The sequence below is a fragment of the Sedimentibacter sp. genome (assembly GCF_032080165.1).
Lineage (GTDB): Bacteria > Bacillota > Clostridia > Tissierellales > Sedimentibacteraceae > Sedimentibacter.
Genome location: NZ_DAMASY010000006.1, coordinates 149,748 through 173,820, shown reverse-complemented (window position 1 = coordinate 173,820; position 24,073 = coordinate 149,748). Strand labels below are relative to the sequence as shown.

The 24,073-nt window shown below is 33.7% G+C and carries 23 protein-coding genes; 21 read left to right on the top strand and 2 right to left on the bottom strand.

Annotation, left to right across the window (positions count from 1 at the left end):
- Nucleotides 1-74: 74 nt before the first annotated feature.
- The 9 genes from rsmB to RT412_RS10595 all read left to right on the top strand — a co-directional run bounded on the left by rsmB (nucleotide 75) and on the right by RT412_RS10595 (nucleotide 9,429).
- Nucleotides 75-1,406, top strand: coding sequence for a 16S rRNA (cytosine(967)-C(5))-methyltransferase RsmB (gene rsmB, locus RT412_RS10635; RefSeq protein WP_313346793.1), 1,332 nt, complete (start codon nucleotides 75-77; stop codon nucleotides 1,404-1,406).
- 151 nt (nucleotides 1,407-1,557) lie between these two features.
- On the top strand, nucleotides 1,558-2,586 hold the full coding sequence (rlmN, locus tag RT412_RS10630; protein WP_313346796.1) for a 23S rRNA (adenine(2503)-C(2))-methyltransferase RlmN: 1,029 nt from the start codon (nucleotides 1,558-1,560) through the stop codon (nucleotides 2,584-2,586).
- Nucleotides 2,587-2,595: 9 nt separating this feature from the next.
- Nucleotides 2,596-3,345 (top strand): Stp1/IreP family PP2C-type Ser/Thr phosphatase, encoded by a 750-nt coding sequence (locus RT412_RS10625; RefSeq protein WP_313346799.1) that lies wholly within the window; start codon nucleotides 2,596-2,598, stop codon nucleotides 3,343-3,345.
- On the top strand, nucleotides 3,335-5,374 hold the full coding sequence (gene pknB / locus RT412_RS10620) for a Stk1 family PASTA domain-containing Ser/Thr kinase (RefSeq protein ID WP_313370657.1): 2,040 nt from the start codon (nucleotides 3,335-3,337) through the stop codon (nucleotides 5,372-5,374). Before RT412_RS10625 ends, pknB begins: the two co-directional genes overlap by 11 nt.
- Nucleotides 5,375-5,382: 8 nt before the next feature.
- Nucleotides 5,383-6,282, top strand: coding sequence for a ribosome small subunit-dependent GTPase A (gene rsgA / locus RT412_RS10615; protein ID WP_313346807.1), 900 nt, complete (start codon nucleotides 5,383-5,385; stop codon nucleotides 6,280-6,282).
- A gap of 53 nt (nucleotides 6,283-6,335) precedes the next feature.
- A complete protein-coding gene (gene rpe, locus RT412_RS10610) occupies nucleotides 6,336-6,992 on the top strand; it encodes a ribulose-phosphate 3-epimerase (RefSeq protein WP_313346810.1) in 657 nt (218 codons plus the stop codon).
- A gap of 1 nt (nucleotide 6,993) precedes the next feature.
- Nucleotides 6,994-7,623 (top strand): thiamine diphosphokinase, encoded by a 630-nt coding sequence (locus tag RT412_RS10605; protein WP_313346812.1) that lies wholly within the window; start codon nucleotides 6,994-6,996, stop codon nucleotides 7,621-7,623.
- A gap of 36 nt (nucleotides 7,624-7,659) precedes the next feature.
- Nucleotides 7,660-9,048, top strand: coding sequence for an asparagine--tRNA ligase (asnS, locus tag RT412_RS10600; protein ID WP_313346820.1), 1,389 nt, complete (start codon nucleotides 7,660-7,662; stop codon nucleotides 9,046-9,048).
- Between the two features lie 186 nt (nucleotides 9,049-9,234).
- Complete coding sequence (locus RT412_RS10595) at nucleotides 9,235-9,429, top strand: hypothetical protein (protein ID WP_313346823.1); 195 nt, start codon at nucleotides 9,235-9,237, stop codon at nucleotides 9,427-9,429.
- Nucleotides 9,430-9,595: 166 nt separating this feature from the next.
- Here the strand turns inward: RT412_RS10595 and rpmB are convergent, their stop codons facing one another.
- The gene (gene rpmB, locus RT412_RS10590; protein WP_313346826.1) at nucleotides 9,596-9,787 is read right to left on the bottom strand and encodes a 50S ribosomal protein L28; all 192 of its coding nucleotides are present in this window, start codon (nucleotides 9,785-9,787) and stop codon (nucleotides 9,596-9,598) included.
- Nucleotides 9,788-10,035: 248 nt separating this feature from the next.
- On the opposite strand from rpmB, the gene RT412_RS10585 reads away from it, so the two are divergent.
- The 6 genes from RT412_RS10585 to RT412_RS10560 are packed head-to-tail and all read left to right on the top strand — an operon-like array spanning nucleotide 10,036 to nucleotide 15,637.
- The gene (locus RT412_RS10585) at nucleotides 10,036-10,392 is read left to right on the top strand and encodes an Asp23/Gls24 family envelope stress response protein (RefSeq protein ID WP_313346829.1); all 357 of its coding nucleotides are present in this window, start codon (nucleotides 10,036-10,038) and stop codon (nucleotides 10,390-10,392) included.
- 15 nt (nucleotides 10,393-10,407) lie between these two features.
- Nucleotides 10,408-12,024: a DAK2 domain-containing protein gene (locus RT412_RS10580; protein ID WP_313346832.1), complete on the top strand. Its 1,617-nt coding sequence runs from the start codon at nucleotides 10,408-10,410 to the stop codon at nucleotides 12,022-12,024.
- A 45-nt stretch (nucleotides 12,025-12,069) separates the two neighbouring features.
- Entirely contained in the window at nucleotides 12,070-14,124 is a 2,055-nt protein-coding gene (recG, locus tag RT412_RS10575; protein WP_313346835.1) for an ATP-dependent DNA helicase RecG, read from the top strand.
- 15 nt (nucleotides 14,125-14,139) lie between these two features.
- A complete protein-coding gene (gene rsmD / locus RT412_RS10570; RefSeq protein WP_313346837.1) occupies nucleotides 14,140-14,703 on the top strand; it encodes a 16S rRNA (guanine(966)-N(2))-methyltransferase RsmD in 564 nt (187 codons plus the stop codon).
- A 6-nt stretch (nucleotides 14,704-14,709) separates the two neighbouring features.
- A complete protein-coding gene (gene coaD, locus RT412_RS10565; RefSeq protein ID WP_313346840.1) occupies nucleotides 14,710-15,189 on the top strand; it encodes a pantetheine-phosphate adenylyltransferase in 480 nt (159 codons plus the stop codon).
- A 1-nt stretch (nucleotide 15,190) separates the two neighbouring features.
- Nucleotides 15,191-15,637 carry an ATPase gene (locus tag RT412_RS10560; protein ID WP_313346843.1) on the top strand — a complete coding sequence of 149 codons (447 nt, stop codon included), beginning with the start codon at nucleotides 15,191-15,193 and terminating at the stop codon, nucleotides 15,635-15,637.
- A gap of 32 nt (nucleotides 15,638-15,669) precedes the next feature.
- Here the strand turns inward: RT412_RS10560 and RT412_RS10555 are convergent, their stop codons facing one another.
- The gene (locus RT412_RS10555; protein ID WP_313346845.1) at nucleotides 15,670-16,404 is read right to left on the bottom strand and encodes a hydrolase; all 735 of its coding nucleotides are present in this window, start codon (nucleotides 16,402-16,404) and stop codon (nucleotides 15,670-15,672) included.
- A 257-nt stretch (nucleotides 16,405-16,661) separates the two neighbouring features.
- On the opposite strand from RT412_RS10555, the gene RT412_RS10550 reads away from it, so the two are divergent.
- The 6 genes from RT412_RS10550 (at nucleotide 16,662) to yihA (ending at nucleotide 23,986) form a co-directional block, all read left to right on the top strand.
- Nucleotides 16,662-17,240 (top strand): GNAT family N-acetyltransferase, encoded by a 579-nt coding sequence (locus tag RT412_RS10550; RefSeq protein ID WP_313370605.1) that lies wholly within the window; start codon nucleotides 16,662-16,664, stop codon nucleotides 17,238-17,240.
- Between the two features lie 286 nt (nucleotides 17,241-17,526).
- Nucleotides 17,527-18,861 (top strand): trigger factor, encoded by a 1,335-nt coding sequence (gene tig, locus RT412_RS10545; RefSeq protein WP_313343415.1) that lies wholly within the window; start codon nucleotides 17,527-17,529, stop codon nucleotides 18,859-18,861.
- A gap of 71 nt (nucleotides 18,862-18,932) precedes the next feature.
- The gene (gene clpP / locus RT412_RS10540; RefSeq protein ID WP_313343412.1) at nucleotides 18,933-19,517 is read left to right on the top strand and encodes an ATP-dependent Clp endopeptidase proteolytic subunit ClpP; all 585 of its coding nucleotides are present in this window, start codon (nucleotides 18,933-18,935) and stop codon (nucleotides 19,515-19,517) included.
- Nucleotides 19,518-19,528: 11 nt separating this feature from the next.
- Nucleotides 19,529-20,788, top strand: coding sequence for an ATP-dependent Clp protease ATP-binding subunit ClpX (gene clpX / locus RT412_RS10535; RefSeq protein ID WP_313343409.1), 1,260 nt, complete (start codon nucleotides 19,529-19,531; stop codon nucleotides 20,786-20,788).
- Nucleotides 20,789-20,971: 183 nt separating this feature from the next.
- On the top strand, nucleotides 20,972-23,308 hold the full coding sequence (lon, locus tag RT412_RS10530) for an endopeptidase La (RefSeq protein ID WP_313343406.1): 2,337 nt from the start codon (nucleotides 20,972-20,974) through the stop codon (nucleotides 23,306-23,308).
- Between the two features lie 78 nt (nucleotides 23,309-23,386).
- Nucleotides 23,387-23,986 (top strand): ribosome biogenesis GTP-binding protein YihA/YsxC, encoded by a 600-nt coding sequence (gene yihA, locus RT412_RS10525; protein WP_313343403.1) that lies wholly within the window; start codon nucleotides 23,387-23,389, stop codon nucleotides 23,984-23,986.
- The last annotated feature ends 87 nt before the right edge of the window (nucleotides 23,987-24,073 follow it).

Here is a 24,073-nt window from a genome sequence, read left to right as displayed (position 1 = left end):
TTAATGATATAATAATAAGGTTAGGGTATCTTTCGGGCTGAGCCCTCAAAGACAGAGAAACTATGGATGGTATTATGAATAACAGCTACAGAACACAGGCAATTGAAACACTAAAAAAAATATTTAAGGATAAATCCTATTCAAACATAGTGATAAACAATGATATGAAAAATATTGATAATAGGTTTCTTTCATTGTACCGTAAATCTGTTTTAGGAGTTATCGAAAATTTAATATATATAGACTGGGTTATCAATGAGGTATCCGTTACGAAGACAAAAAAAATGGAAATTGATGTCTTGACTGTGCTGAGATTAGCCGTATATCAGATATTCTTTTTAGATAAATCGCATGAAAACATAGTTGTAAATGAAAGTGTTCAATATATTAAGGATAAAGGTAACGTAAGGGGCTCAAAATTTGTTAATGCAGTACTCAGAAATATATTGCGCAATAAGGATAATCTTATAGCGAAGATGAATGAATTACCTGAGGATGAATACCTAAGTGTTAAATATTCATATCCGAAGGAATTGATTATTAAATGGAAAAAGCAATTCGGTAAGGATATCGAACAGGTATTAATAGCTAATAATACCGAGGCCCCGTTGGAAATCAGAGTTAACACCCTCAAAATTCAAAGAGATGAGTTAATTAAACTCTTTGAAGAAAAAGGCATAAAGGCGTATAAATGCAAATATGCTGATAAGGGCTTAGTAATTGAAAATCCTTTTGAAATAGATAAAACAATAGAATATAAAAACGGGTTTTTTTCTATTCAAAGTGAAAGCTCAATGCTTTCCGGGCAAATACTAAATCCGAAGGAAAACTCACTTTTAATTGATATGTGTGCGGCTCCCGGGGGCAAGACACTGAATGCTGCGGAAATGATGAATAACACAGGAAAAATAATTTCAAGAGACATATATCCGGAAAAGTTGAAGCTCATTGACAATGAATTAAAAAGATTAGGTATAAATAATGTTAAGGTTGAAGAATATGATGCGACTAAATTAGATGAATCATTAATTGAAAAAGCAGACTATGTTATAGCGGACGTTCCTTGTACCGGACTCGGAATAATAAGGCGAAAACCGGAAATAAAATACAACAAAACGGATAAGGAACTAAATGACATAAAAGAAATTCAATATAAAATACTTGAGAATGCTTCAAAATATATAAAGGCATCAGGGGAATTGGTATATTCTACCTGCACCACAAATTCAGAAGAAAATTTCGAACTTATTAATAGGTTCCTGAAAAATAATAAGGATTATGTTTTAGCCGATATATCTGAAAATATCCATAAATATTTTACTGCGGCAGGACAGGGATATATTGAGATATATCCGCATTTACACGGGATGGATGGCTTTTTTATTGCGAAAATAAAAAGGATATGATATAATTGACAAAATTTTAATTTGTCATCCTGAATGCAGCGAAGTATTTCATGTAAGCTGAAGGGGGACACACCTTTAAGGATGGATAAGTCGTTGTAGATAGACCTTAAAGGAATGTCCCCGTCAAAATGATAGTTATAGAAGGTAAAGAATGAGAAAAATTGATGATTTAAGCTTAGCGGAAATTGAGAAAGCTCTTTTGGAAATAGGCGAGCAGAAGTTTAAAGCAAAGCAAATATTTGACTGGGTACATAATAAATGTATTGATGATTTTGACGGCATGTCCAATGTGTCCAAGAAAACAAAGGAAGAATTAAGTAAGATATTTGAATTTACTGATGCTTCAATTGAATTAAAACTTGAATCTAAGCTTGATGAAACAAAAAAGTACGTCATTAAATTTGAGGACGGAAATGTTGTAGAAAGTGTATTTTTGAAATATAAATTCGGCAATACTGCATGTATTTCATCTGAAGTGGGATGCAAAATGGGTTGTCTTTTTTGCGCGTCAACTAAAAATGGTTATTTGAGAAGTTTAACAGCAGCAGAAATGCTTAAGCAAATATATCTGATACAAAAAGATATCGGCGAAAAAATATCGAATGTTGTGATTATGGGCTCCGGTGAGCCGCTTAACAACTATGACAATGTGGTTAAGTTTTTAAGGTTAATAAATGACGAGAGAGGCCAAAATATTTCCATGAGAAAAATTACTCTTTCTACATGCGGCATTATACCTGATATTTATAAACTTGCTGATGAGGATTTGGCAATTACATTAGCCATATCTCTTCATGCTCCGACTCAGGAAAAAAGAGAGCAAATACTTCCTGTTTCAAAGAAATATAAGCTTCCTGAATTAATGAAGGCATGTGATTATTATCTTGAAAAAACCGGAAGACGTCTAACCTTTGAGTACATTATGATAAAGGGTTTTAATGACAGTGCTTTGGATGCAGAGCTTTTAGCAAGACTGTTAAACAGAAAATTAGCTAATGTTAACTTAATTCCTTGTAATTATGTTAAGGAAGCAAATATAAAGCCATCAGATAATCTTGATATTGAAAAATTCAAAAAAGTTTTAGTCGATAAAGGAATAAACGCAACTGTAAGAAGAGAACTTGGAAGTGATATCAATGCTGCATGTGGTCAACTAAGAAATAACTTTTTAAATATATAGAGGTGCTATATGAGGGTATATTTCGAAACAAATAAAGGATTAATGAGAGAAAACAATGAAGATAATTTTATAGTTGAAGAAACTGACAGATATAATCTTTATGCGGTTGCCGACGGCATGGGCGGACACAAAGCAGGAGAGGTTGCAAGCTCTATAGCAATTGACATTATAAAGGATTGCTTTATAAAAAGCTTTGAATCAGAGGAGTTTAAAGCTCCCACATTTATTATCGAAAGTATAAGCAAAGCCAATGATGAAATAAGAAAAGAATCACTGAATAAGGAAGAATATGCAGGAATGGGAACAACCATAACAATGGCAGTTGTTGACCATTCCATAAAAACCGCTTATATCGGCAATGTTGGAGACAGCAGGGCATATATAATCAAGGATGATGTAATAGAACAAATAACAGAAGACCACACATATGTGCATGAACTGTTAAAAGACGGAAGAATCACTACAGAGGAAGCAAAGACACACCCGAAGAGAAATGTAATAACGAGGGCCGTTGGCAGTGAAGATTTTGTACATGCTGATATATTTGAAATAGAGGTTGAAAATGACATAATGCTTTTATGTACTGACGGACTTACCACACATTTATCTGATGATAAAATTAAGGAAACAATTAAAGAATACGGCAGTTCGGAAAGCGTACAAAGATTAATCAAATCAGCCAATGATAACGGAGGTACTGACAATATTACCATAATTATCGTTGACAATACCATTAGAGGTGAAACTTATGATAGGTAGAATATTAGGAAATAGATATGAAATAATAGAAAAAATAGGCGGCGGAGGCATGTCATATGTCTACAAAGCCAGATGCAAGGTATTAAACCGCTTTGTTGCAATTAAAATATTGAGAGATGAATTAACTTCCGATCCTGATTTTGTAAATAAATTCAAGCAGGAATCTTTATCTGCCGCAAGCCTGGCACATCCTAACATAGTAAATATATATGACACAGGAATTGAAGATGATATATATTATATAGTTATGGAGTATGTTAAAGGCGAAACCTTAAAGAAATACATTAACAGAAAAGGCAGACTAAGCGAGCAGGAAGCCGTTAAAATCTCAAGACAAATGGCAGAAGCATTAAAGCATGCACATTCCAATAATATTGTACACCGAGACATAAAACCTCATAACATACTGATTACAGAAGACGGTATAGCAAAGATAACTGATTTCGGAATCGCAAGGGCCGCTACAAGCTCTACAATCAATAACACTTCTAATGTTATCGGCTCGGTTCATTATTTTTCACCTGAGCAGGCAAGAGGGGGATATGTGGATGATAAATCCGACATATATTCCTTGGGAATTGTTATGTATGAAATGGTTACGGGACTTGTGCCATTCGATGCCGACAATCATATTTCTGTAGCTATGAAGCAGATACAGGAAAAGCCTGTCCTACCTACCAAGAAGGTTAAAAACCTCAATATATCGAAAGCTTATGAAGATATAATCATGAAATGTCTTGAAAAGCATCAGAGCTTCAGATATCAAAATATCGATGATTTAATCAAAAGCCTGGATGCATTAAACGGATTTAGTACAGGCAATAATTCGGAGGATGACGAAATTATTGATTCGCCTACGATGGTTATACCTGTTATAACTGATGACATCAACGATAATAATGTTATTAACATAGATTTAATTGACGGAAATTCAAATAATGCGTTTAAAAGCTTCTTTGGAGAAGATACCGAGGAAGAAATTAAAAATAAACACAAAAAAGAAGACCAAAAAACAAATGACGCAGAAAGAAAAAGAAATTTAAAAATAACCGTTGCGGCAGTATTAAGTGCTTTAGTAATAGCGGTAGTAGGCGGTATAATTGCATTTAAGGCGATAATGTATGTGCCTGAGGTTGAAGTTCCTGATTTACTAAACATGTCAGAGGAAGAAGGAAAACAAACTATCGAGGGTTTAGGGTTAGTTTTTGAGGTTGCTAAGCGTGAATACAGCAACGAGTATGAAGAAGGAAGGATAATGGAGCAAAGTGTTGATGAAGGCATGAAGCTTAAGGAAAATTATCCTGTAGAGGTTGTTGTAAGCAGAGGTCAAAAAGAAATAATTGTACCTAATTTAGTAGGAAGATATGCAATAGAAGCAGGTATAATATTAGCAGATGCAGGATTATCCGAGGGTGATGTTACCGAAGAGAATTCTGATACTGTTACTGCCGGACAAATAATCAGACAAGATCCGATACAAAGTACTCCTGCCAATGAAAATGACAAGGTTGATTATGTAGTAAGTCTTGGACCAAAGATAACGTACGTTGTGATGCCGGGTGTGACAGATTTACCTTTAGACGCTGCAAAAGCATATATAATACAGTACGGATTAATAGTAGGCGAGGTTACTCCCGAGCCCAGCGATACTGTGGAGGAGGGCTTTGTTATTAATCAAAGCGTGCCTGCAGGTCAGGATGTTGCACTGGGAACAACTATATGGCTGACAGTGAGCTCGGGTAAGCCGGATACGGAAGATCCGGGTACTGAGGAACCGGGTGATGGCGACGGTGAAGAACCCGGTGGTTCAGGAACTTATCCATTGACTATATCATTACCAAAGAATAAGGATGAGGTTTATATAGTAGTTCAAAGAATAGCTGAAGGCGGAAGAGAAATAGTTTATTCAAATGATGTTGATACATCTGAGCAAAGTATTATAATAAATGTTGAAGGCACGGGAACTCAAGTTTTCGAAATTTATATTGACAATGAACTTTATGATAAAGTTGAAATAAAATTTGAATAGGAGTTTTTATGATTGAAGGTGTCATAATAAAAGGTGTTGGGGGTAATTATTACGTGGATACGGAAGTTGGATTAATTGAATGCAGAGCAAGAGGTCTGTTCAGATTAAAAAATATTAAGCCGTTAGTAGGTGATAATGTTTTAATCAGATTAACCGAAGAGGATGAAACATGCGGTTATATAGAAGAAATCAAGGACAGAAAAAATGAAATGCTAAGACCTCCTGTTGCCAATGTTGAACAGCTGCTGATATTTTTTGCTGTAACTAATCCGGAGCCAAGCTTTTTACTTCTTGATAAATTATTAATTGCTGCTGAAATAAATAATTTAAAGCCGGTTATATGCTTTAATAAATCTGACTTTGCAGATGAAAAATTAAAAAGAGAATATGAGAATATTTTTATAAATACCGGTTATAAGATTATTTTTACAAGCATATATGATGAAAATTCAATCAATGAACTTACAAATATATTAAAGGGTAAATTAAGTGTGTTTTCCGGTCCGTCCGGTGTGGGAAAATCGTCATTGATGAATGCAATTCAACCGGATTTTAATCTTGAAACAGGTGAAATCAGTGAAAAGCTAAAACGAGGAAGACATACAACCAGACATGCGGAAATATACAAATTAAACCTTGGGGGCTATGTTGTTGACACTCCCGGATTTAGCTCCTTTGAATTAAACGGAGTGGGAGAATTTGAGCTTAAAGAATATTATCCCGAAATAAAGAAATATGATTCAGGCTGCAGATTTTTGGATTGCCTTCATAAAAAAGAACCTGATTGTGTTATAAAGGGAGCCGTAGAAGAGGGCAATATAAGTGAAATCAGATATAACAATTACGTTAAATTATTGGACGAAATAAAAAAGAATAAAAAAAATAGGAAGAGGGACACACCTTTTTAATCAGGGAAAGTCTTCGCTTGATAAAAGGAATGTCCCTGTCAATGGGAGGAAACATGAATAAATTATCGCCTTCTATATTATCCGCCGATTTTTCTAAGCTTGGAGAAGCAATAAAGCTAATCGAAGAAGGCGGAGCAGATTATATACACATAGATGTAATGGATGGGCACTTTGTACCAAATATCACAATTGGTCCCGATGTAGTTAAAAGCTTGAGAGGTATAACCGAGCTTACTTTTGATGTCCATCTTATGATAGAAAATCCGGATGATTATATAGAAGATTTTTATAATGCAGGTGCAGACATAATAACAGTACATCAGGAGGCAAGCGTTCATTTGCACAGAACAATTCAAAAAATTAAATCCTTAGGATTAAAGGCAGGTGTATCCTTAAATCCCGCTACTCCCGTTTCAACTCTTAAAGAAATAATAAGAGATGTTGATATGGTGCTGCTCATGAGCGTAAATCCAGGCTTCGGCGGACAGAAGCTGATTAAAAATGTTAAGTATAAATGTGAAGAATTAACCCAAATGATAAAGGATTACAATTTAAATATTGATGTTGAGATAGACGGCGGTATAACATTAGACAATGTTGAAGAAGTTTTGAGCTGGGGTCCCAATGTGATTGTTGCCGGCTCGGCAATATACAAGGCAGAAGATGTTGTATTACAAACTAAAATGTTCAAGCAAAAGATGGTAAAATAAAATGACGACTCTTATTGTAGGAAATGGCAGTGATATTGATAAAAGCCATATCGAAGATTTAAATGTTGATTATGTTATATGTGCCGACGGCGGACTTGAAAAGGTAAAAAAGCTTGGATTGATTCCAAATTTAATTTTGGGTGATTTTGACTCGGTCAATAAATCTGTGTTGGAAGATTATAAAAATTTAAATATTGAAACAGTTAAATTTCCATCCGAAAAAGACTATACCGACATGGAATTGGCAATCAGCCATGCCGTTAAAATGGGATTTAATGATATAGTTTTGGTTGGTGCATCAGGAACGAGATTGGACCATACTGTTGCTAATATGCTGTTAATAGAAAAATATTATAAAAAAGATATTAATATAAGAATAATAGACAATAATAATTTTATCCAAATTGTTACTGAAAGTATGATAATACCCTTCAGAAAAAATTATTACGTTTCTCTGATACCATTGTCAGAAAATATTGAAGGCTTAACGTTAGAGGGCTTCAAATATCCTCTGAACAATATAAATGTAGAAAGAGGATCGACATTGTGCATAAGCAATGAAGTATCAGAAGATGTTGGCCTAATTAAATTAAACAAAGGAAGTGCCTTTGTTTTTATTTCAAAAGATTAATATTATATAAATAATTAAGAAACATTAGGAGGATTCATGAAAGCAACAGATATGAGAGATTTGTTTAAATCTCCGGAAAAATTCGCCGACAAGGAAGTAATCGCCGAAGGCTGGATTAGAACTATAAGAGACTCTAAAAATTTTGGATTTATTGAATTAAATGACGGAACATTTATGAAAAATGTTCAGGTTGTTTTTGAAAATAATTTAAGTAATTTTGATGAGGTTAAAAAATACTCTACAGGAAGTGCGATTACGGTTAAAGGTAATTTACTGTTAACACCGGAAGCAAAACAACCTTTTGAAATAAAGGCAACGGAAATAATCATGGAAGCAGAATCTGATCCCGGCTATCCATTGCAGAAAAAAAGACATTCGCTTGAATACTTAAGAACCATAGCTCACTTAAGACCGAGAACGAATACATTTGCTGCAGTGTTTCGCGTAAGATCTCTTGCTGCATATGCGATACATAGATTTTTCAATGAAAGAGGATTCATATACGCTCATCCGCCGATTATAACGGCAAGTGATGCTGAAGGAGCCGGCGAAATGTTCAGAGTGACAGCACTTGATTTGGACAATATAGAAAAGATTGACGGAAAAACTGACTATACTAATGACTTTTTCGGCAAATCGGCAAATCTTACCGTAAGCGGGCAATTGGAAGCCGAGATATTTGCTCTTGCTTTTAAAAATGTTTATACGTTCGGACCGACATTCAGAGCTGAAAACTCCAATACTACAAGGCACGCGGCAGAATTTTGGATGATAGAGCCTGAAATTGCCTTTGCTGATTTGAATGATAACATGCAGTTAGCAGAGGACATGGTAAAGTATGTTATAAGCTATGTAATGGAAAATGCAAAGGAAGAAATGGAATTTTTCAATTCCTTCGTAGAAAAAGGCTTGTATGACAAGCTTAACAATGTTGTAAATTCAGAATTCGGTAGAATTGATTATACTGATGCTATAGAGATATTAGAGAAAAACAATGATAATTTCGATTATCCTGTTCAGTGGGGAACTGATATTCAAACTGAACATGAAAGATATTTGTCAGAAAAAATATTCGGTAAGCCTGTATTTGTAACTAACTATCCTAAAGACATAAAAGCCTTCTATATGCGTATGAATGAAGATAACAAGACTGTTGCGGCAATGGATTTACTTGTGCCCGGCATCGGTGAATTAATAGGAGGCAGCCAGAGAGAAGAAAGATTAGACATGTTAGAAAAACGCATGGAAGAAATGGGAGTAGAAAAAGAGGGAATGTGGTGGTACTTGGAATTAAGAAAGTACGGCGGAGTAAAGCATTCAGGATACGGTCTCGGCTTTGAAAGATTAATAATGTATCTGACAGGTATGGGTAATATAAGAGACGTTATACCATTCCCAAGAACACCAAAAAACGCAGAGTTCTAATCAATTGATTGGCAATAGATCTGCAATTGATAAAATACAAAGAATAAAAACTTCTTTGTATTTTTTTTATTGTGGTTGAATAGTATATATTAAGTAATACTGTTTATTTGATCAAATTATCAATTGATTATCCATTGATATTCCATAGCATATCCATTGCTAATCTATCGTTCTTGGGGGGTTTTTATGAATTATTTTAAAAGAAAAAAGAAAAATGGCATTCCTTGCGGACCTAAAATTAAGTTTACAGAAGTTGTCGGTTTAATGATTGCTGTTATAGGGGCATTAATTATTGTGCAGATTCTGCCTATAAAAATATGGCTTTTGGTTTTTGGATTGCTTCTGATAGTGTTGGGATGCACCCTTTTTAGGTTATTCTAGTAGAAGGCATAGCAGTAGAATTCATCAAATCTGTTTGCTCACTGTCGTTCGCACAGATTTGGAATTCCTTGCATAAGACCTACCGCCATCTGTACTTCGCTATCGCTCGTACAAATGGGGTTAGGGCTATAAAAAAATAATGGCTTAGCAGCCACTATTTCAATGCTTATACAGCACGTTGTACTTTATTTGATCTCATACATCTTGTACAAACTGTTTTTCTTACGGAAATTCCATTTTCCATAACATTTATTTTTCTTACGTTTGGTTTCCAAGTTCTTTTTATTTTTTTATCACTATGTGTTATACTGTTGCCTGATATAGCACCTTTTCCACATACTTCACAATAATTTGCCATGCTATACACCTCCCATTTATCTAAAACCTTATGATTTTATAATTTCGATTTGCTTAAACATATTGTTTAACAATTTTAACTTTATAATTCTACCATTAAAATTTAAATATTGCAATATCAAATTTAAATTAGTATAATAAAAATAACTTGTGTTTATACATAAGGTATATTTTATTGTAAAATAGTCATAAAAAGGTTATAATAAGTTTGTATGTAATATTATTTAAAAAAATATATAGGAGGTATGTATGTCAGTAAAAATCATTAATGAATATGGAAATATAACCATGGATGATCAGGTGTTTGCAACCTTGGCCGGTTTAGCTGCTATGGAATGCTACGGAGTGGTTGGTATGGCTTCAAGAAATGCAACTGAAGGTATTTTTGAACTGTTGAGAAGAGATCAGCTTACAAAGGGCATAAAAGTAACTTCAATAGATGACAAGTTAAATATTGATTTATATATAGTATTACAATATGGCGTTAAAATATCTGTTGTTGCGGATAATATCATATCCAGAATAAAATACAGCGTAGAAACTTTTTCTGGAGTTTCAGTGGAGAATGTAAATATTTTTGTACAAGGTGTCAGAGTACAAAAATAACTGTAGGAGGCTAAAATGATAATTAAGTATATAGATAATGTTACATTCAAAAGAATGCTTTTAGGTGCCGCTGTTAACTTGGAAAATAATAAAGCAATAGTGGATTCGCTAAATGTATTCCCGGTTCCTGACGGAGATACCGGTACCAATATGAATTTAACGGTACAATCAGCTGTTAAGGAAATTAACAACCTAAGTGAAAGCACAATTACACAGATTGCCGATGCAGCTGCAAATGGTTCTTTAATGGGGGCAAGAGGAAATTCAGGTGTAATATTATCGCAGTTGTTCAGAGGTATGGCAAAAGGACTCAAGGGAGTAAATAAAATAGACAGCAAAGCAATTGCTGAGTCATTTAAATCTGCTTCTGATACAGCATATAAAGCAGTTATGAGACCTGTTGAGGGTACTATATTGACTGTTGCGAGAGAAACAGCTGAAAAAGCCATGGTTACATATATTGATTTTGAAGATATTTCTTTATTTCTGGAAAGCTTGATAGAGCAGGCTAAGGATACATTGAGAAGAACACCTGAAATGTTAAAAGTTCTTAAGCAGGCAGATGTAGTTGATGCCGGAGGAAAAGGACTTATCTTTTTGTTGGAAGGTGCTTTAGCCGCGTTAAAAGGCGTTGAAATTAAACAGGAAAAAAATGAAATTAAGGTTATTGAAACAGAAAATGAAGTATTAGGATTTAGTAGTGAGGATGAAATTATATTTACTTACTGTACAGAATTTTTTATTAAAAATCCTTCCAGAAGTCCGGAAGAATTTCTAAGCAAGATTTATGATAAGGGTGATTCAATCGTATGTGTCGGTGATGAAAAGCTCATTAAAGTTCACATCCATACAAACAATCCGGGACAAATTCTTGCAATCGCTGTTAAATATGGTGAATTAGCTAAAATTAAAATAGACAATATGAAGGAACAATTCAGAGAAAGATTGAAAAACTCAAAGCAAAATCAAGAAAAGAAGAAATACGGCTTTGTTTCAATAGGAATGGGCGATGGCATTAAAAAGGTATTTACTGACTTAAATGTAGATGAATTTTTGTCGGGCGGACAGACTATGAATCCAAGCACTGAGGATATCTTGGCAGTTGCCAACAGTATAAATGCAGATAATATAATAATTTTACCAAACAACAGCAATATAATATTAGCTGCAACTCAGGCAAAAGAAATATCTGATAAAAACCTGCATGTTATTCCTTCAAAAAGTATACCGCAGGGTATAACCGCACTTCTTGCTTTTAAGTATGAAATGAGCGTTGAAGAGAATATAAAAGCTATGACGGATGCAGTATCTGAGGTAAAGACAGGACAGGTGACATATGCTGTAAGAGATACTGTTTTTGATGATATGGAAATTAAAAAGGATGAAATAATCGCCATAAGTGAGGGTAAAATTGTTTCACACGGTGATAATCCCGAAGAGCAGACACTTAAACTAATAGAAAACATGGTTGATGAAGACAGCTTCCTTATAACACTGTTTTATGGTGACAAGGTCGATAAAAAGACAGCCGAAGCACTTAAAGAACAAATAGAAGAAATAGCAGAAGAATGCGATGTTGAGATAATATATGGCGGGCAGCCTTTGTACTACTATATTATTTCGGTTGAATAAACTGTCATCCTAAGCGTAGCGAAGGATTTCCACATGAGGGTGAATATGCTTGATATTAATATACAATATTTAAAGGGAGTAGGACCTAAAAGAGCAGAAAAATTAAATAAATTGGATATTTTTACTGTTGAAGATTTACTTAATTATTTCCCCGTTAAATATGAAGATAGAAGAACTGTAAAGAAAATAAACGAATTATCAGATAATTTAAAATGTCTTCTGAAAATCAAGCTTTTTGATAACCCTCTAAAATCTAAAATTAAGAAAAACATGTCCATAATAAAGCTTGTCGGGAAGGATGAAACAGGTTTTATAACTATTACGTTTTTTAATCAGGATTTTTTAATGGATAAATTGTTTGTCGGTGAATATTATTATATTTTTGGAACAGTCAAAGCTGCTTACGGTAAATTTGAAATGGTAAATCCTGAAATTGAGCTTTGCCGTAATGATTGGAAAGCAAATAAAATTACACCTGTCTATGGTTTGACTTACGGACTGACAAACAATGAGCTTACAAAATTAACAATGGAAGCGCTAAAAGTATATTACGATAAAATCGAAGATGTATTACCTTATCATATATGCACTGAATATAAATTAACCTCAAGAAAATGCGCAATAAAAAGTTTGCATTTTCCTGAGAACGGCAGAAAATATAAGATATCTAAAAAAACAATTGCATTTGAAAAGCTTTTGATAATGCAGCTTGGGCTTATGTCTATAAAAGGCAATTTAAGAAACAATTCTGCCGGCAATCAAATATTGAATACGCAACTTTCTGATAAGCTTATAGGGTCTATACCTTATAAGCTTACTAACGCTCAGCTTAAAGTTATAGAAGAAATTAAAAATGATATGAGTATGGAAAAGCCAATGAATAGATTAGTCCAGGGTGATGTAGGTTCCGGAAAGACTATAGTTGCAATATATGCATTGCTATCAGCCGTTGCTTCAGGCTATCAGACCGCTATGATGGCACCTACAGAAATATTGGCATTGCAGCACTTTGAAACTATTAAAGAATATTTGGCTATGGCAAATATAAATTTAAATATTTCACTCCTTTCCGGTTCAGCTAAGACAAAAGATAAAAAAATAATTCTGGAAAGACTGAAAAGCGGGGAAATAGATATAATAATCGGCACCCATGCGCTGATAGAAAGCAATGTTGAGTTTAAAAACATAGGTCTCGTTATTACTGATGAGCAGCATCGTTTTGGCGTCAGACAGCGTGCTATACTTTCAACAAAGGGAAAAAATCCTGATATACTTGTTATGACGGCTACTCCCATACCAAGAACTTTGGCGTTAATGATTTACGGTGATTTAGATTTATCTGTAATTGATGAAATGCCGCCGGGGAGACAAAAGGTTATAACAAATGTTTTAAGAGAGCAGGACAAACAAGACGGATATAATTTTATAAAACAACAGGTGGATGAAGGAAGACAGGCATACATAGTAGCCCCTCTTATTGAAGAATCAGAGGAAATGGGGTTGAATTCAGCCACAAAGGTTTTTAATGAATTAAAGGATACATATTTTTCAGACTATGAATTAGGACTTTTGCATGGAAAAATGAACAATTCTGAAAAAGAAGAAATAATCAAAAGATTTTATGAAGGAAAAATAAAAATATTGGTTTCAACTACGGTTATTGAGGTGGGAGTTAATGTTCCTAATTCAACTATTATGATGGTGTTAAATGCTGAAAGATTCGGGCTTGCACAGCTCCATCAGCTGAGAGGAAGAGTCGGAAGAGGCAAGCATCAATCGTACTGCATACTATTAAATGAGAGCAGATCTAAAAAATCAGCTCAAAGAATGAATATATTGAGAAGCACAAACAATGGTTTCGTAATTGCTGAAGAAGATTTGAAGCTTAGAGGACCGGGAGATTTTTTCGGTATAAGGCAGAGCGGACTTTCAAAGTATGAAATTCAAAATATAGTAAACGATATCGAAGTGGTCGAAAGTGCCCAACAAATTTCAAAGAAGATTATGACAGAAAACCCGTATTTGAAAGGCGAAGAATACAAAATTCTAAAAAATGCAATAATAAACCTATTCAAGGACGAAACTATAATATTTAATTGACGTAGGAGGTATTGTATGAGGATAATTTCCGGAACCAACAAGGGTATGAAACTGTATGCACCGGATGGAATGTCGGTGAGACCAACCGGCGATAAAATTAAAGAAGCAATATTTAATATGATAGGTATTATTGAAGAGGATTCAATAGTATTAGATTTATTTGCCGGTTCCGGAAGCGTAGGTATAGAATTTTTGGCAAGAGGTGCTAAGTTAGCCTATTTCGTTGATTTATCCCGTAAAAGCTTAAGCTATGTTAAAAAAAATCTTGAGTTATGCAAATTTGTTGACAGAGCAAAGGTAATAATGAATGATTATGAAAAGGCAATTGTTAATTTATCCAATGAAAATGTTAAATTTGATTATATATTTGCTGATCCTCCATATGCATTAAACTGCAGTTCAAATATTGCATTAAAGGTATTTGAACACGGTTTATTAAAGCCTGACGGTCTATTGATAATTGAAAGCGATGAATCAGAAAAAGTAATTGATAATATTGATACAAACGTGATAAAATATAAAGAGAAAATTTATGGAAGAACAAGAATAAGCATTTTTAAATATACGGAGGAACATTAATAAAAAATGAAAGTTTTATATACCGGAAGTTTTGATCCTATCACATTAGGTCATCTTGACATTATTAACAGAATTTCAAGCAAATTTGATGAAGTAGTGGTAACAGTATTTAACAATAAAGAAAAGAAATACTGGTTTGATATACAGGAAAGATGTAATATGGTAAAAGGAGCTACAACTCATTTACATAATGTTACTGTTGATTATACAGAAGGGTTAGTTGTTGAATACTGTGAAAAAAACAATATCAATTTGATTGTAAGAGGATTACGAGCGGTATCTGATTATGAATATGAATTGGCTATTTCAAGTATTAATAAACATCTGAATCATAAATTAGAAACAATTTTTTTAGTTGCCTCATCGGAATATTCTTTTTTGAGCTCAAGCATGATAAAGGATGTTGCCGAACATGGCGGTGTCTTTGAAGATTTAGTTCCAATAAATGTTGGACAAGAAATACATAAAAAACTTGGGAGGATTTAATATGGACATACTAAATTTGTTAGAAAGAATTGAAGATATTATTGAAGAAAGTTCAAAATTTCCTTTATCAAACAAGGTAATGATAGATAAAGAAGAGGTTTTAGAAGTAATCAATGAAATAAGATTGAAGCTGCCTGACGAAATAAACAGAGCGTCCTGGGTTGCAAAAGAACGTCAGAGAATTTTAAATGAAGCACAAACAGAAGCAGATGAATTAATTGTAAAGGTTAATAATCAGCAAAAATACTTAATCGAAGAACATGAAGTGACAAAACAAGCACAAAAGTTCGCCAATCAATTGATTCAGGAAGCAGAAAAAAAAGCAACGGAAATGAAAGTCAGCGCCTACAATTACAGTGACGAAATATTGTCCAAGCTCCAAGACAGGATAAGAGAAATAAACAACATCATAGAAGCTAATAGAGAGGATTTAAAAAACATTCATTAAAAATAATGACCACCGTCAGGTGGTCATATTAATTATAGTCTTTCTCTATAGTTGTCCATAATTTCGGAGAATAGTTCTCCGGTGGTTGGCGGAGTAAATGTGATTGTGTTTGCTCCTGCCTGTATCGTTGCAGAAATGTTTTCGGGATTTGGCCCTCCGGTAGCTATAATAGGGAAATTCGGATGACTTTCTCTTATTTTTTTGACTATTTTAGCTGTTTTGGCACCGCCTGAAACATTAAAAATCGAAACTCCTGATTTTATTCGTGATTCAAAGTCTTCTCTTTCAGAAACAATCGTAATTATTATAGGAATATCCAATCTTTTTTTCATTTCCATTATGAGATCATTTGGAGCCGGTGCATTCATAACTACACCGAATGCGCCGTTTAATTCTGCATTTATTGCTATGTCTATAGATCTTTGTCCGGTTGTAATACCTCCGCCGACACCTACGAAAACAGGGGCTGAGGATACCTCTATAATTGCCTGGTTAATGGCTATTTGAGGAGTAAAAGGATAAACTGCTATAACTCCATCGGCATTATGATTTTTTATGATTGCAAGATCTGTTGTAAATATAAGTGATTTTATTCTTTTACCAAATATATTAATACCGCTTGCTTCATAAATTTCTTTAGGCATTTGTATCGGTTTCTTCTTCAATACGGATTCTATGGTTGGTATAAATTTTTTATCTTTTCTTTCAGTACAGTTTTTAACGTTATGACTGTAATTATCTTGAATGATACCTCTATCTATTTCCATATGAACCTCCAATGTTTATTTGATTCTTCTCATACTCAAAGAATTGCAAGAATTTTATTTCACATACAGTATAAGCGACTGACACCAAATTAAAATTTGGGTCATCTGCTTAGAACTATTATATAATTGTTTTCAAAAAAATTCAATCAATTAAATAAGTTTTAATTGTAAAATTACTTTTCAAAATAAATTAGTAATTGTATAATTAAGTAGTAAATAAATACAGAATAAATCAGCATTCAACGGAGAGAACTAAAATGTTTTTATTAAATAAAAAAGATAAAATGAAACATATCGGCACTGTTACCTTGTATACGGACAGATTTATATTAAGGAAATTCAGATTGAGTGATGTCCATGAGGTTTATGAAAATTGGTCGAGCGATTATGAAGCCGCTAAATATAATGCATGGAGTGTACATGAAAACGAAAAAGTAACAGAAAGCTATGTTACCGAATGGGTTGAAGGCTATAAAAGTAAAAAAAATTATCATTGGGCTGTTGTTGATAAGGAAATTGAAGAGGTTATCGGCTCTATATCTGTTTCTAATGTTAAAAACAGTAAAAAATATTGTGAAGTAGGGTATACTGTGGCTAAAAAAAGATGGAATGAGGGGATAGCCACTGAAATTTTAAAAGAAGTTCTTAGCTTTCTAATCAGCGAAGTAGGATTCGAAACTGTTCGGGCTTTGCACGATATACGCAACATTGCTTCGGGGAAGGTTATGGAGAAAGTGGGAATGATATATGTTAAAAATAAACTTTGCTTTTTTTTAAGCGGAATGAATCTTTTTATGAATTGCAGAGTATATGAATATAAGAAGGGAAATTCCTGATTGTGTTTAAAGCTATAAATCTTTATGACAAAATGAGCAAAGAATTAGCGATATTCTCCAATAATTTCAAATTATTATTGCTTTTGAAAAGTATTGTGGTATAATATAATGGTTATACTGTTCTGATATCAAAATGCGGACAAATATTTGTCCGCAACAGAAGAAAACAGTATATATTAATTCGCTTTAAGGGAACTTATTAATGCGAATTAATATATTTATGAATTCATTTATTGAAACAATATTAGCTTTTAATCATACAATAATTTAATATATAGGAGGAACAATGAGTTCTAAATTACTTAAAAAAGAAAAAAACATAGTTACTATTGAATTTACAGTTACACCGGATCAATTCGAAGAAGCGGTGAATAAAGCATATTTAAAAGCGAAAAATAGTATTAATGTGCAGGGATTCAGAAAGGGAAAAGCTCCAAGACATATAATTGAGAAAAAATATGGCAAGAGCATTTTTTATGATGACGCTTTAGATTTTGCCGTTCAGGAAGAATACCCAAAGGCAGTTACAGAATTAAATCTTGACGTAATTGACAGCCCTAAGGTAGATGTTCAGAAATTTGAAATAGGTGAAGACATTGTTGTAACTGCTGAGGTTGAAGTAATGCCTGAAGTTGAGCTTGGAGAATACAAAGGTGTTGAAGTTGAAAAAGTGGAAGTAAAGGTTATCGACGAAGACGTTGAAAAGGAACTTAAAGCTATTCAAGACAAGAATGCAAGAATAGTTGAAGTTACTGACAGACCTGTTCAAAACGGAGACTTTTTAACTATAGATTATGCCGGCTTTGTGGGCGAAGAACAATTTGAAGGAGGCACTGCTGAAAATCAGTCACTTGAAATTGGCTCCAACACATTTATTCCTGGATTTGAAGAACAGTTAATAGGCAAAAATAAAGGTGATGAAGTTCAAGTTAACGTAACATTCCCTGAAGAATATCATGCTGAAAACTTAAAAGGCAAGGATGCAGTATTTAATGTAAAAATTCATGAAATAAAATCAAAGGAAATGTCTGAAATAGATGATGAATTTGCAAAAGATATAAGTGAATTCGACACTTTGGAAGAATTAAAAGCTGATACAAGAAAAAATCTTGAAAAAAAAGCAGCCGATTCCTCAAAAGTTACAAATGACAACAATGTATTAACTAAAATTATAAAAGATGCTAAGGTGGAAATACCTGAAGTATTGATTAAAAGAGAAATTGATTATTTAGCAAGAAATTATGAACAACAATTCCGTCAGCAAGGTTTTGTCGGTAAAGAATACGATGATATAATAAGTAATTTTGTTAACCAATATAAAGAAGGCGCAAGAGATCAAGCAGAATTTAATGTAAAAGCCGAATTGGTTTTAGAAGCAATAGTCAAGAAAGAAAACATTCAGGCTTCTGAAGAAGATATGATGAAGGAAATAGAAGAAATGGCTAAATCATATCAGGTAGAAGAAGAAAGAATGGAAGCTTTCAAAAACAGCATGCTTGAATCAAGTAAAGGTTATATCGAAGAAACTCTTAAAAAGAGAAAAGTTATAGAAATGCTTGTTGCAAGTGCGGTTTTTACAGAACCTGTAAAAAAAGAAGCTGAAGATAGTGAAGTAAAATAATTTAAGATAATATTAAGATAAATAAGTACAATAATAGTATAATGAAATATAATAAATCAGGAGGAAATATTATGGCTTTAGTACCATATGTAATTGAACAAACAGGCAGAGGCGAAAGATCTTACGATATATATTCAAGATTGTTAAAAGACAGAATAGTCATATTGAGCGATGAAGTTAATGATGCAACAGCAAGCGTAATAGTTGCACAGCTGTTATTTTTGGAGTCAGAGGATCCTGATAAGGATATACAGCTATATATTAACTCCCCAGGTGGCTCTATAACAGCAGGTATGGCAATCTATGACACCATGCAGTATATTAAACCGGACGTATCTACAATTTGTATAGGTATGGCTGCAAGTATGGGTGCATTTTTACTGTTGTCAGGAGCAAAAGGAAAAAGATTTGCGCTGCCGAATTCAGAAATAATGATTCATCAGCCGCTTGGCGGGATGAAAGGTCAGGCATCTGACATAAAAATTCACGCTGACAGAATAATTAAAATAAGAGATACTTTAAATAATATCATTAGTGAAAAAACAGGTCAGTCAATAGAAAAAGTTTCACGCGACACTGACAGAGATAATTTCATGACAGCGGAGGAAGCGAAAGCGTATGGCATAATAGATGATATAATTGCCAAAAGAAAATAAGGAGTGTTTCAATGAGCAAAAATAATGATAAACAAATCAAATGCTCGTTTTGCGGTAAAGCTCAGGAACAGGTAAGAAGATTAATTGCCGGTCCTGACGTATATATCTGCGATGAATGTATTGAATTATGTCATAACATTGTAGATGACGATATAGACTTATTCGAGGAATATGATTTTACTGAACTTCCAAAACCAAAAGAAATTAAAGAAAAACTTGATGAGTATGTAATTCAACAAGATTACGCTAAAAAAAGCTTGGCAGTGGCAGTATACAATCATTATAAAAGAATTAATTATAAAGCAAAAGATGATGGTGTAGATATTCAAAAAAGCAATATTTTATTGCTTGGACCTACAGGAAGCGGTAAAACATATCTTGCACAGACATTGGCAAAGCTGTTAAATGTACCCTTTGCGATTGCAGATGCTACATCGTTGACAGAAGCAGGTTATGTTGGTGAGGATGTTGAGAACATACTGTTAAAATTATTGCAGGCAGCGGATTTTGATGTAGAAAGGGCAGAAAAGGGCATCATTTATATTGATGAAATTGATAAAATTTCGAGACGTTCAGAGAACCCTTCTATAACAAGAGATGTAAGCGGCGAAGGTGTGCAGCAGGCACTTCTTAAAATATTGGAGGGAACTGTTGCAAATGTACCGCCACAAGGCGGAAGGAAGCACCCGCATCAAGAGTTTATACAAATAGACACTACAAATATATTATTTATATTGGGCGGTGCTTTTGACGGAATAGAAAAAATAATACAAAAAAGAATAGGCAAAAAAAGTATCGGGTTTGGTGCGGATCTTTCAGGAAACTCCGCCATGGATACTGATAAGCTTTTACAACAGGTTCAAACACAGGATTTATTGAAATTTGGTTTAATTCCGGAATTTGTGGGCAGGATGCCGGTTGTGGTTGCTTTAGAAAAATTAGATAAAAAAGCTTTAATGTCTATTTTAATAGAACCGAAGAACTCCCTTGTAAAACAATATAAGGAATTGTTCAAAATGGATAATGTTGAATTGGAAATAGAAAAAGATGCTTTAGAAGAAATAGCTGAAAGAGCTTTAGAAATAAAAACAGGCGCAAGAGGTTTGAGAGGTATACTTGAAAATACAATGACTGATGTTATGTATGAAATTCCATCTCGAAATGATATTAAAAAATGCGTTATAACAAAGGATACGATAGTTAATAAAAGTGAACCGAAATTGGTATTGACTAAGAAGCCTTTGACTGACAAAAAAGAAAATGCCTCTTAGACAGCTGAAAATGCCCGCCTGCTTCGTTGCCGCTTCACCGGGCAATCCTCACGTATGGTTGAATACGCTGCGGTCGCCCGGCTTGCAGCGCCTTGCAGGACGAACATTTTCAACGTCTATCATCTTGATGAAAAGCTTTAAAACTGCCTGCTTATAGCAGGCAGTTTTTACTAAGGAGATTATATGATTGAAAATTACAGTATAGAAAACAGAAAACTTCCTCTGATTCCAATCAGAGGAATCGGAATATTTCCCGATGCAATAATGCATTTTGATATTGGAAGAGAAAAATCAATCAATGCTTTAGAAGAAGCAATGTTGGAAGATTCAGATATTTTTCTTACGATACAAAAAGAAGCAGACATAGATTCACCTAAGGAAGATGACTTTTATGAAGTCGGAGTTATTTGTAAAATTAAACAAATGATTAAGCTTCCCGGAGACAATATCAGAGTGCTGGTTGAAGGTGTGAACAGAGCTAAGATTGTATCCATTATTCAGGCAGATCCATATTTTGCGGCTATATTAGATGAATATGTCTATAATAATGATGTCTTGGTAAATGATGAATTAGAAGCAATGATTCGCTTGACCCTGGAAAATTTCGAAGAATATTCGTTAATATATACAAAGATATCACCGGATGCGCTTATTTCCCTTAAAGAAATAAAAAATCCCGATAAATTTGCTGATGTGGTTGCATCGTATATTTATTTAAAACATGAGCAAAAGCAATCACTGTTAGAAATATTCGACCCATATGAAAGATTGGAATCAATTAATGCATACTTATCTAAGGAAATAAAGGTTTTAGAAATTGAAAATGAAATCAGCGAGCTTGTGAGAAAACAAGTCAGTGAGTTTCAAAAGGATTATTATTTAAAAGAACAATTAAGAGCTATCCAAAAAGAGCTTGGTGAAGATGAAGGAATCGAGCTTGAAGTTGATGAATATCTGGAAAAAATAAAAAAAATCAATATGCCAAAGGAAGTAAAGGAAAAGGCAGAAAAGGAAATAAACAAACTTTTAAAAATTTCTTCGTCATCACCTGATGCGGGAGTAATAAGAACATACGTAGATTGGCTTATTGACCTGCCCTGGAACAAAAATACAAAAGATAATACTGATTTAAAGAAGGTAAGAAATATATTGTCGGAGGATCACTACGGCTTAGATGATGTAAAGGAAAGAATACTCGAATATCTTGCCGTGAAATCAATAAATAAAGATATGAAGGGACCGATACTTTGCTTTGTCGGACCACCGGGAGTAGGTAAAACATCTGTTGCCAAATCCATAGCAAGAGCTATGAACAGAAAATACGTGCGAATGTCATTGGGCGGAGTCAGAGATGAAGCGGAAATCAGAGGTCACAGAAGAACGTATATTGGAGCTATACCGGGAAGAATAATATCATTAATTGCTAAGGCAAAGGTAAATAATCCAGTATTTTTACTTGATGAAATAGATAAGCTTGCAAGTGATTATAAGGGAGATCCTGCATCAGCACTGTTAGAGGTATTGGATCCCGAACAAAATAAAACATTTACCGATCATTATATTGAAGCTCCGTTCAACTTAGAAAATGTAATGTTCATTACTACTGCCAATACAACATCCACCATTCCGGAGCCGTTATTAGACAGAATGGAAATAATAGAAATATCCGGTTATACAGATATTGAAAAAATAAATATAGCCGAAAAATATTTAATTAAAAAACAAATTAAGGAGCATGGGTTAAAGGAAACTCAAGTTAATATTTCGCAAAATGCCATAACTGAAATAATTGAAAGATACACACGTGAATCGGGAGTACGTAATCTTGAACGAAATATAGGAAGCTTAATAAGGAAAGCCGCTGTACAAATAGTGGAAAATAAAAAGAAAACTATTTCAATTAACAACGGAAATCTGAAAAAATATCTGGGTATTCCAAAATATGATTATGATTTAGTATATGAAGAAGATCAGGTAGGGGTTGTAACAGGTCTTGCATGGACTAAGGTTGGCGGAGAAACCTTGTTTATAGAAGTAAATACTATGAAGGGTGACGGCAAGTTGCAGCTTACAGGTAAGTTAGGCGATGTAATGAAGGAATCTGCTATGGCAGCAATAAGCTATATAAAAGCAAATGCCGACAAATTTAAAATAGATTACGGTAAATTTAAGGAAACAGATATACACATTCACGTACCTGAGGGAGCAATTCCAAAAGATGGTCCTTCTGCAGGAATAACAATGGCAACTGCAGTTATATCTGCACTGACTAATGTACCGGTGAGAAAAGATGTGGCTATGACAGGAGAAATTACAATAACAGGCAGGGTTTTGCCTATAGGCGGATTAAAAGAAAAACTGTTAGCTGCAAAGAGAGCCGGGATAAAAAGAGTGGTGCTCAGTACTAAGAATAAGCCGGATGCATCAAAAATCGACAGTAAAATAATTCGCTCAATGGAAATACTATATGCAGATAAAATAGAAGATGTCGTTAAATACGCATTAAGAACAATAGAATAACAATGGGTAATCAGTGGATGAGTAATATGAACTACAATTGCTAATCTATTGCTAATCAATTGCTTAAGGAAGGTATATATGATAATAAGAAAAGCAGAATTACTAATAACAGCTGTCAAAAAAGAACAATATCCTGATACGGTTGTTCCTGAAATTGCTTTTGCAGGCAAATCAAATGTAGGTAAATCCTCAATGATTAATGCATTGTTAAACAGAAGAAGCCTGGCAAGAACAAGCTCGCAACCGGGAAAAACGCAGACGTTAAATTTTTATAACATTAATGATGCATTCAATTTTGTGGATTTGCCGGGATACGGATATGCAAAGGTATCAAAATCCGAAAAGGAAAAATGGGCTAAAATGATTGATACATTTTTGCATAACAGAAAGCAGCTGAAGGAAGTAATTTTGCTTGTTGATATCAGGCATGAACCGAGCAATAACGATATTCAGATGTACGATTGGATAAAAAGCTGCGGATATACCGGCTACGTTATTGCTTCAAAGGCAGATAAGCTTTCTAAATCTCAGCAAATAAGAAGTGTTAATATAATTAAGAAAACACTGAATATTGCAGATAGTAATATAATAATTCCGTTTTCAGCAGCATCTAAATTAGGCGTTGAAAAAATATGGAATTTGTTTGAAAATATTTTGGGTTTTGAAAATGAAAAATAGTACAATTTTATGTTAGAATTCATGTTAATTTTTATTCAAACTGATTAAAAGCATTGTAGATGGGTATATTACTTCCAATTGGAGGAA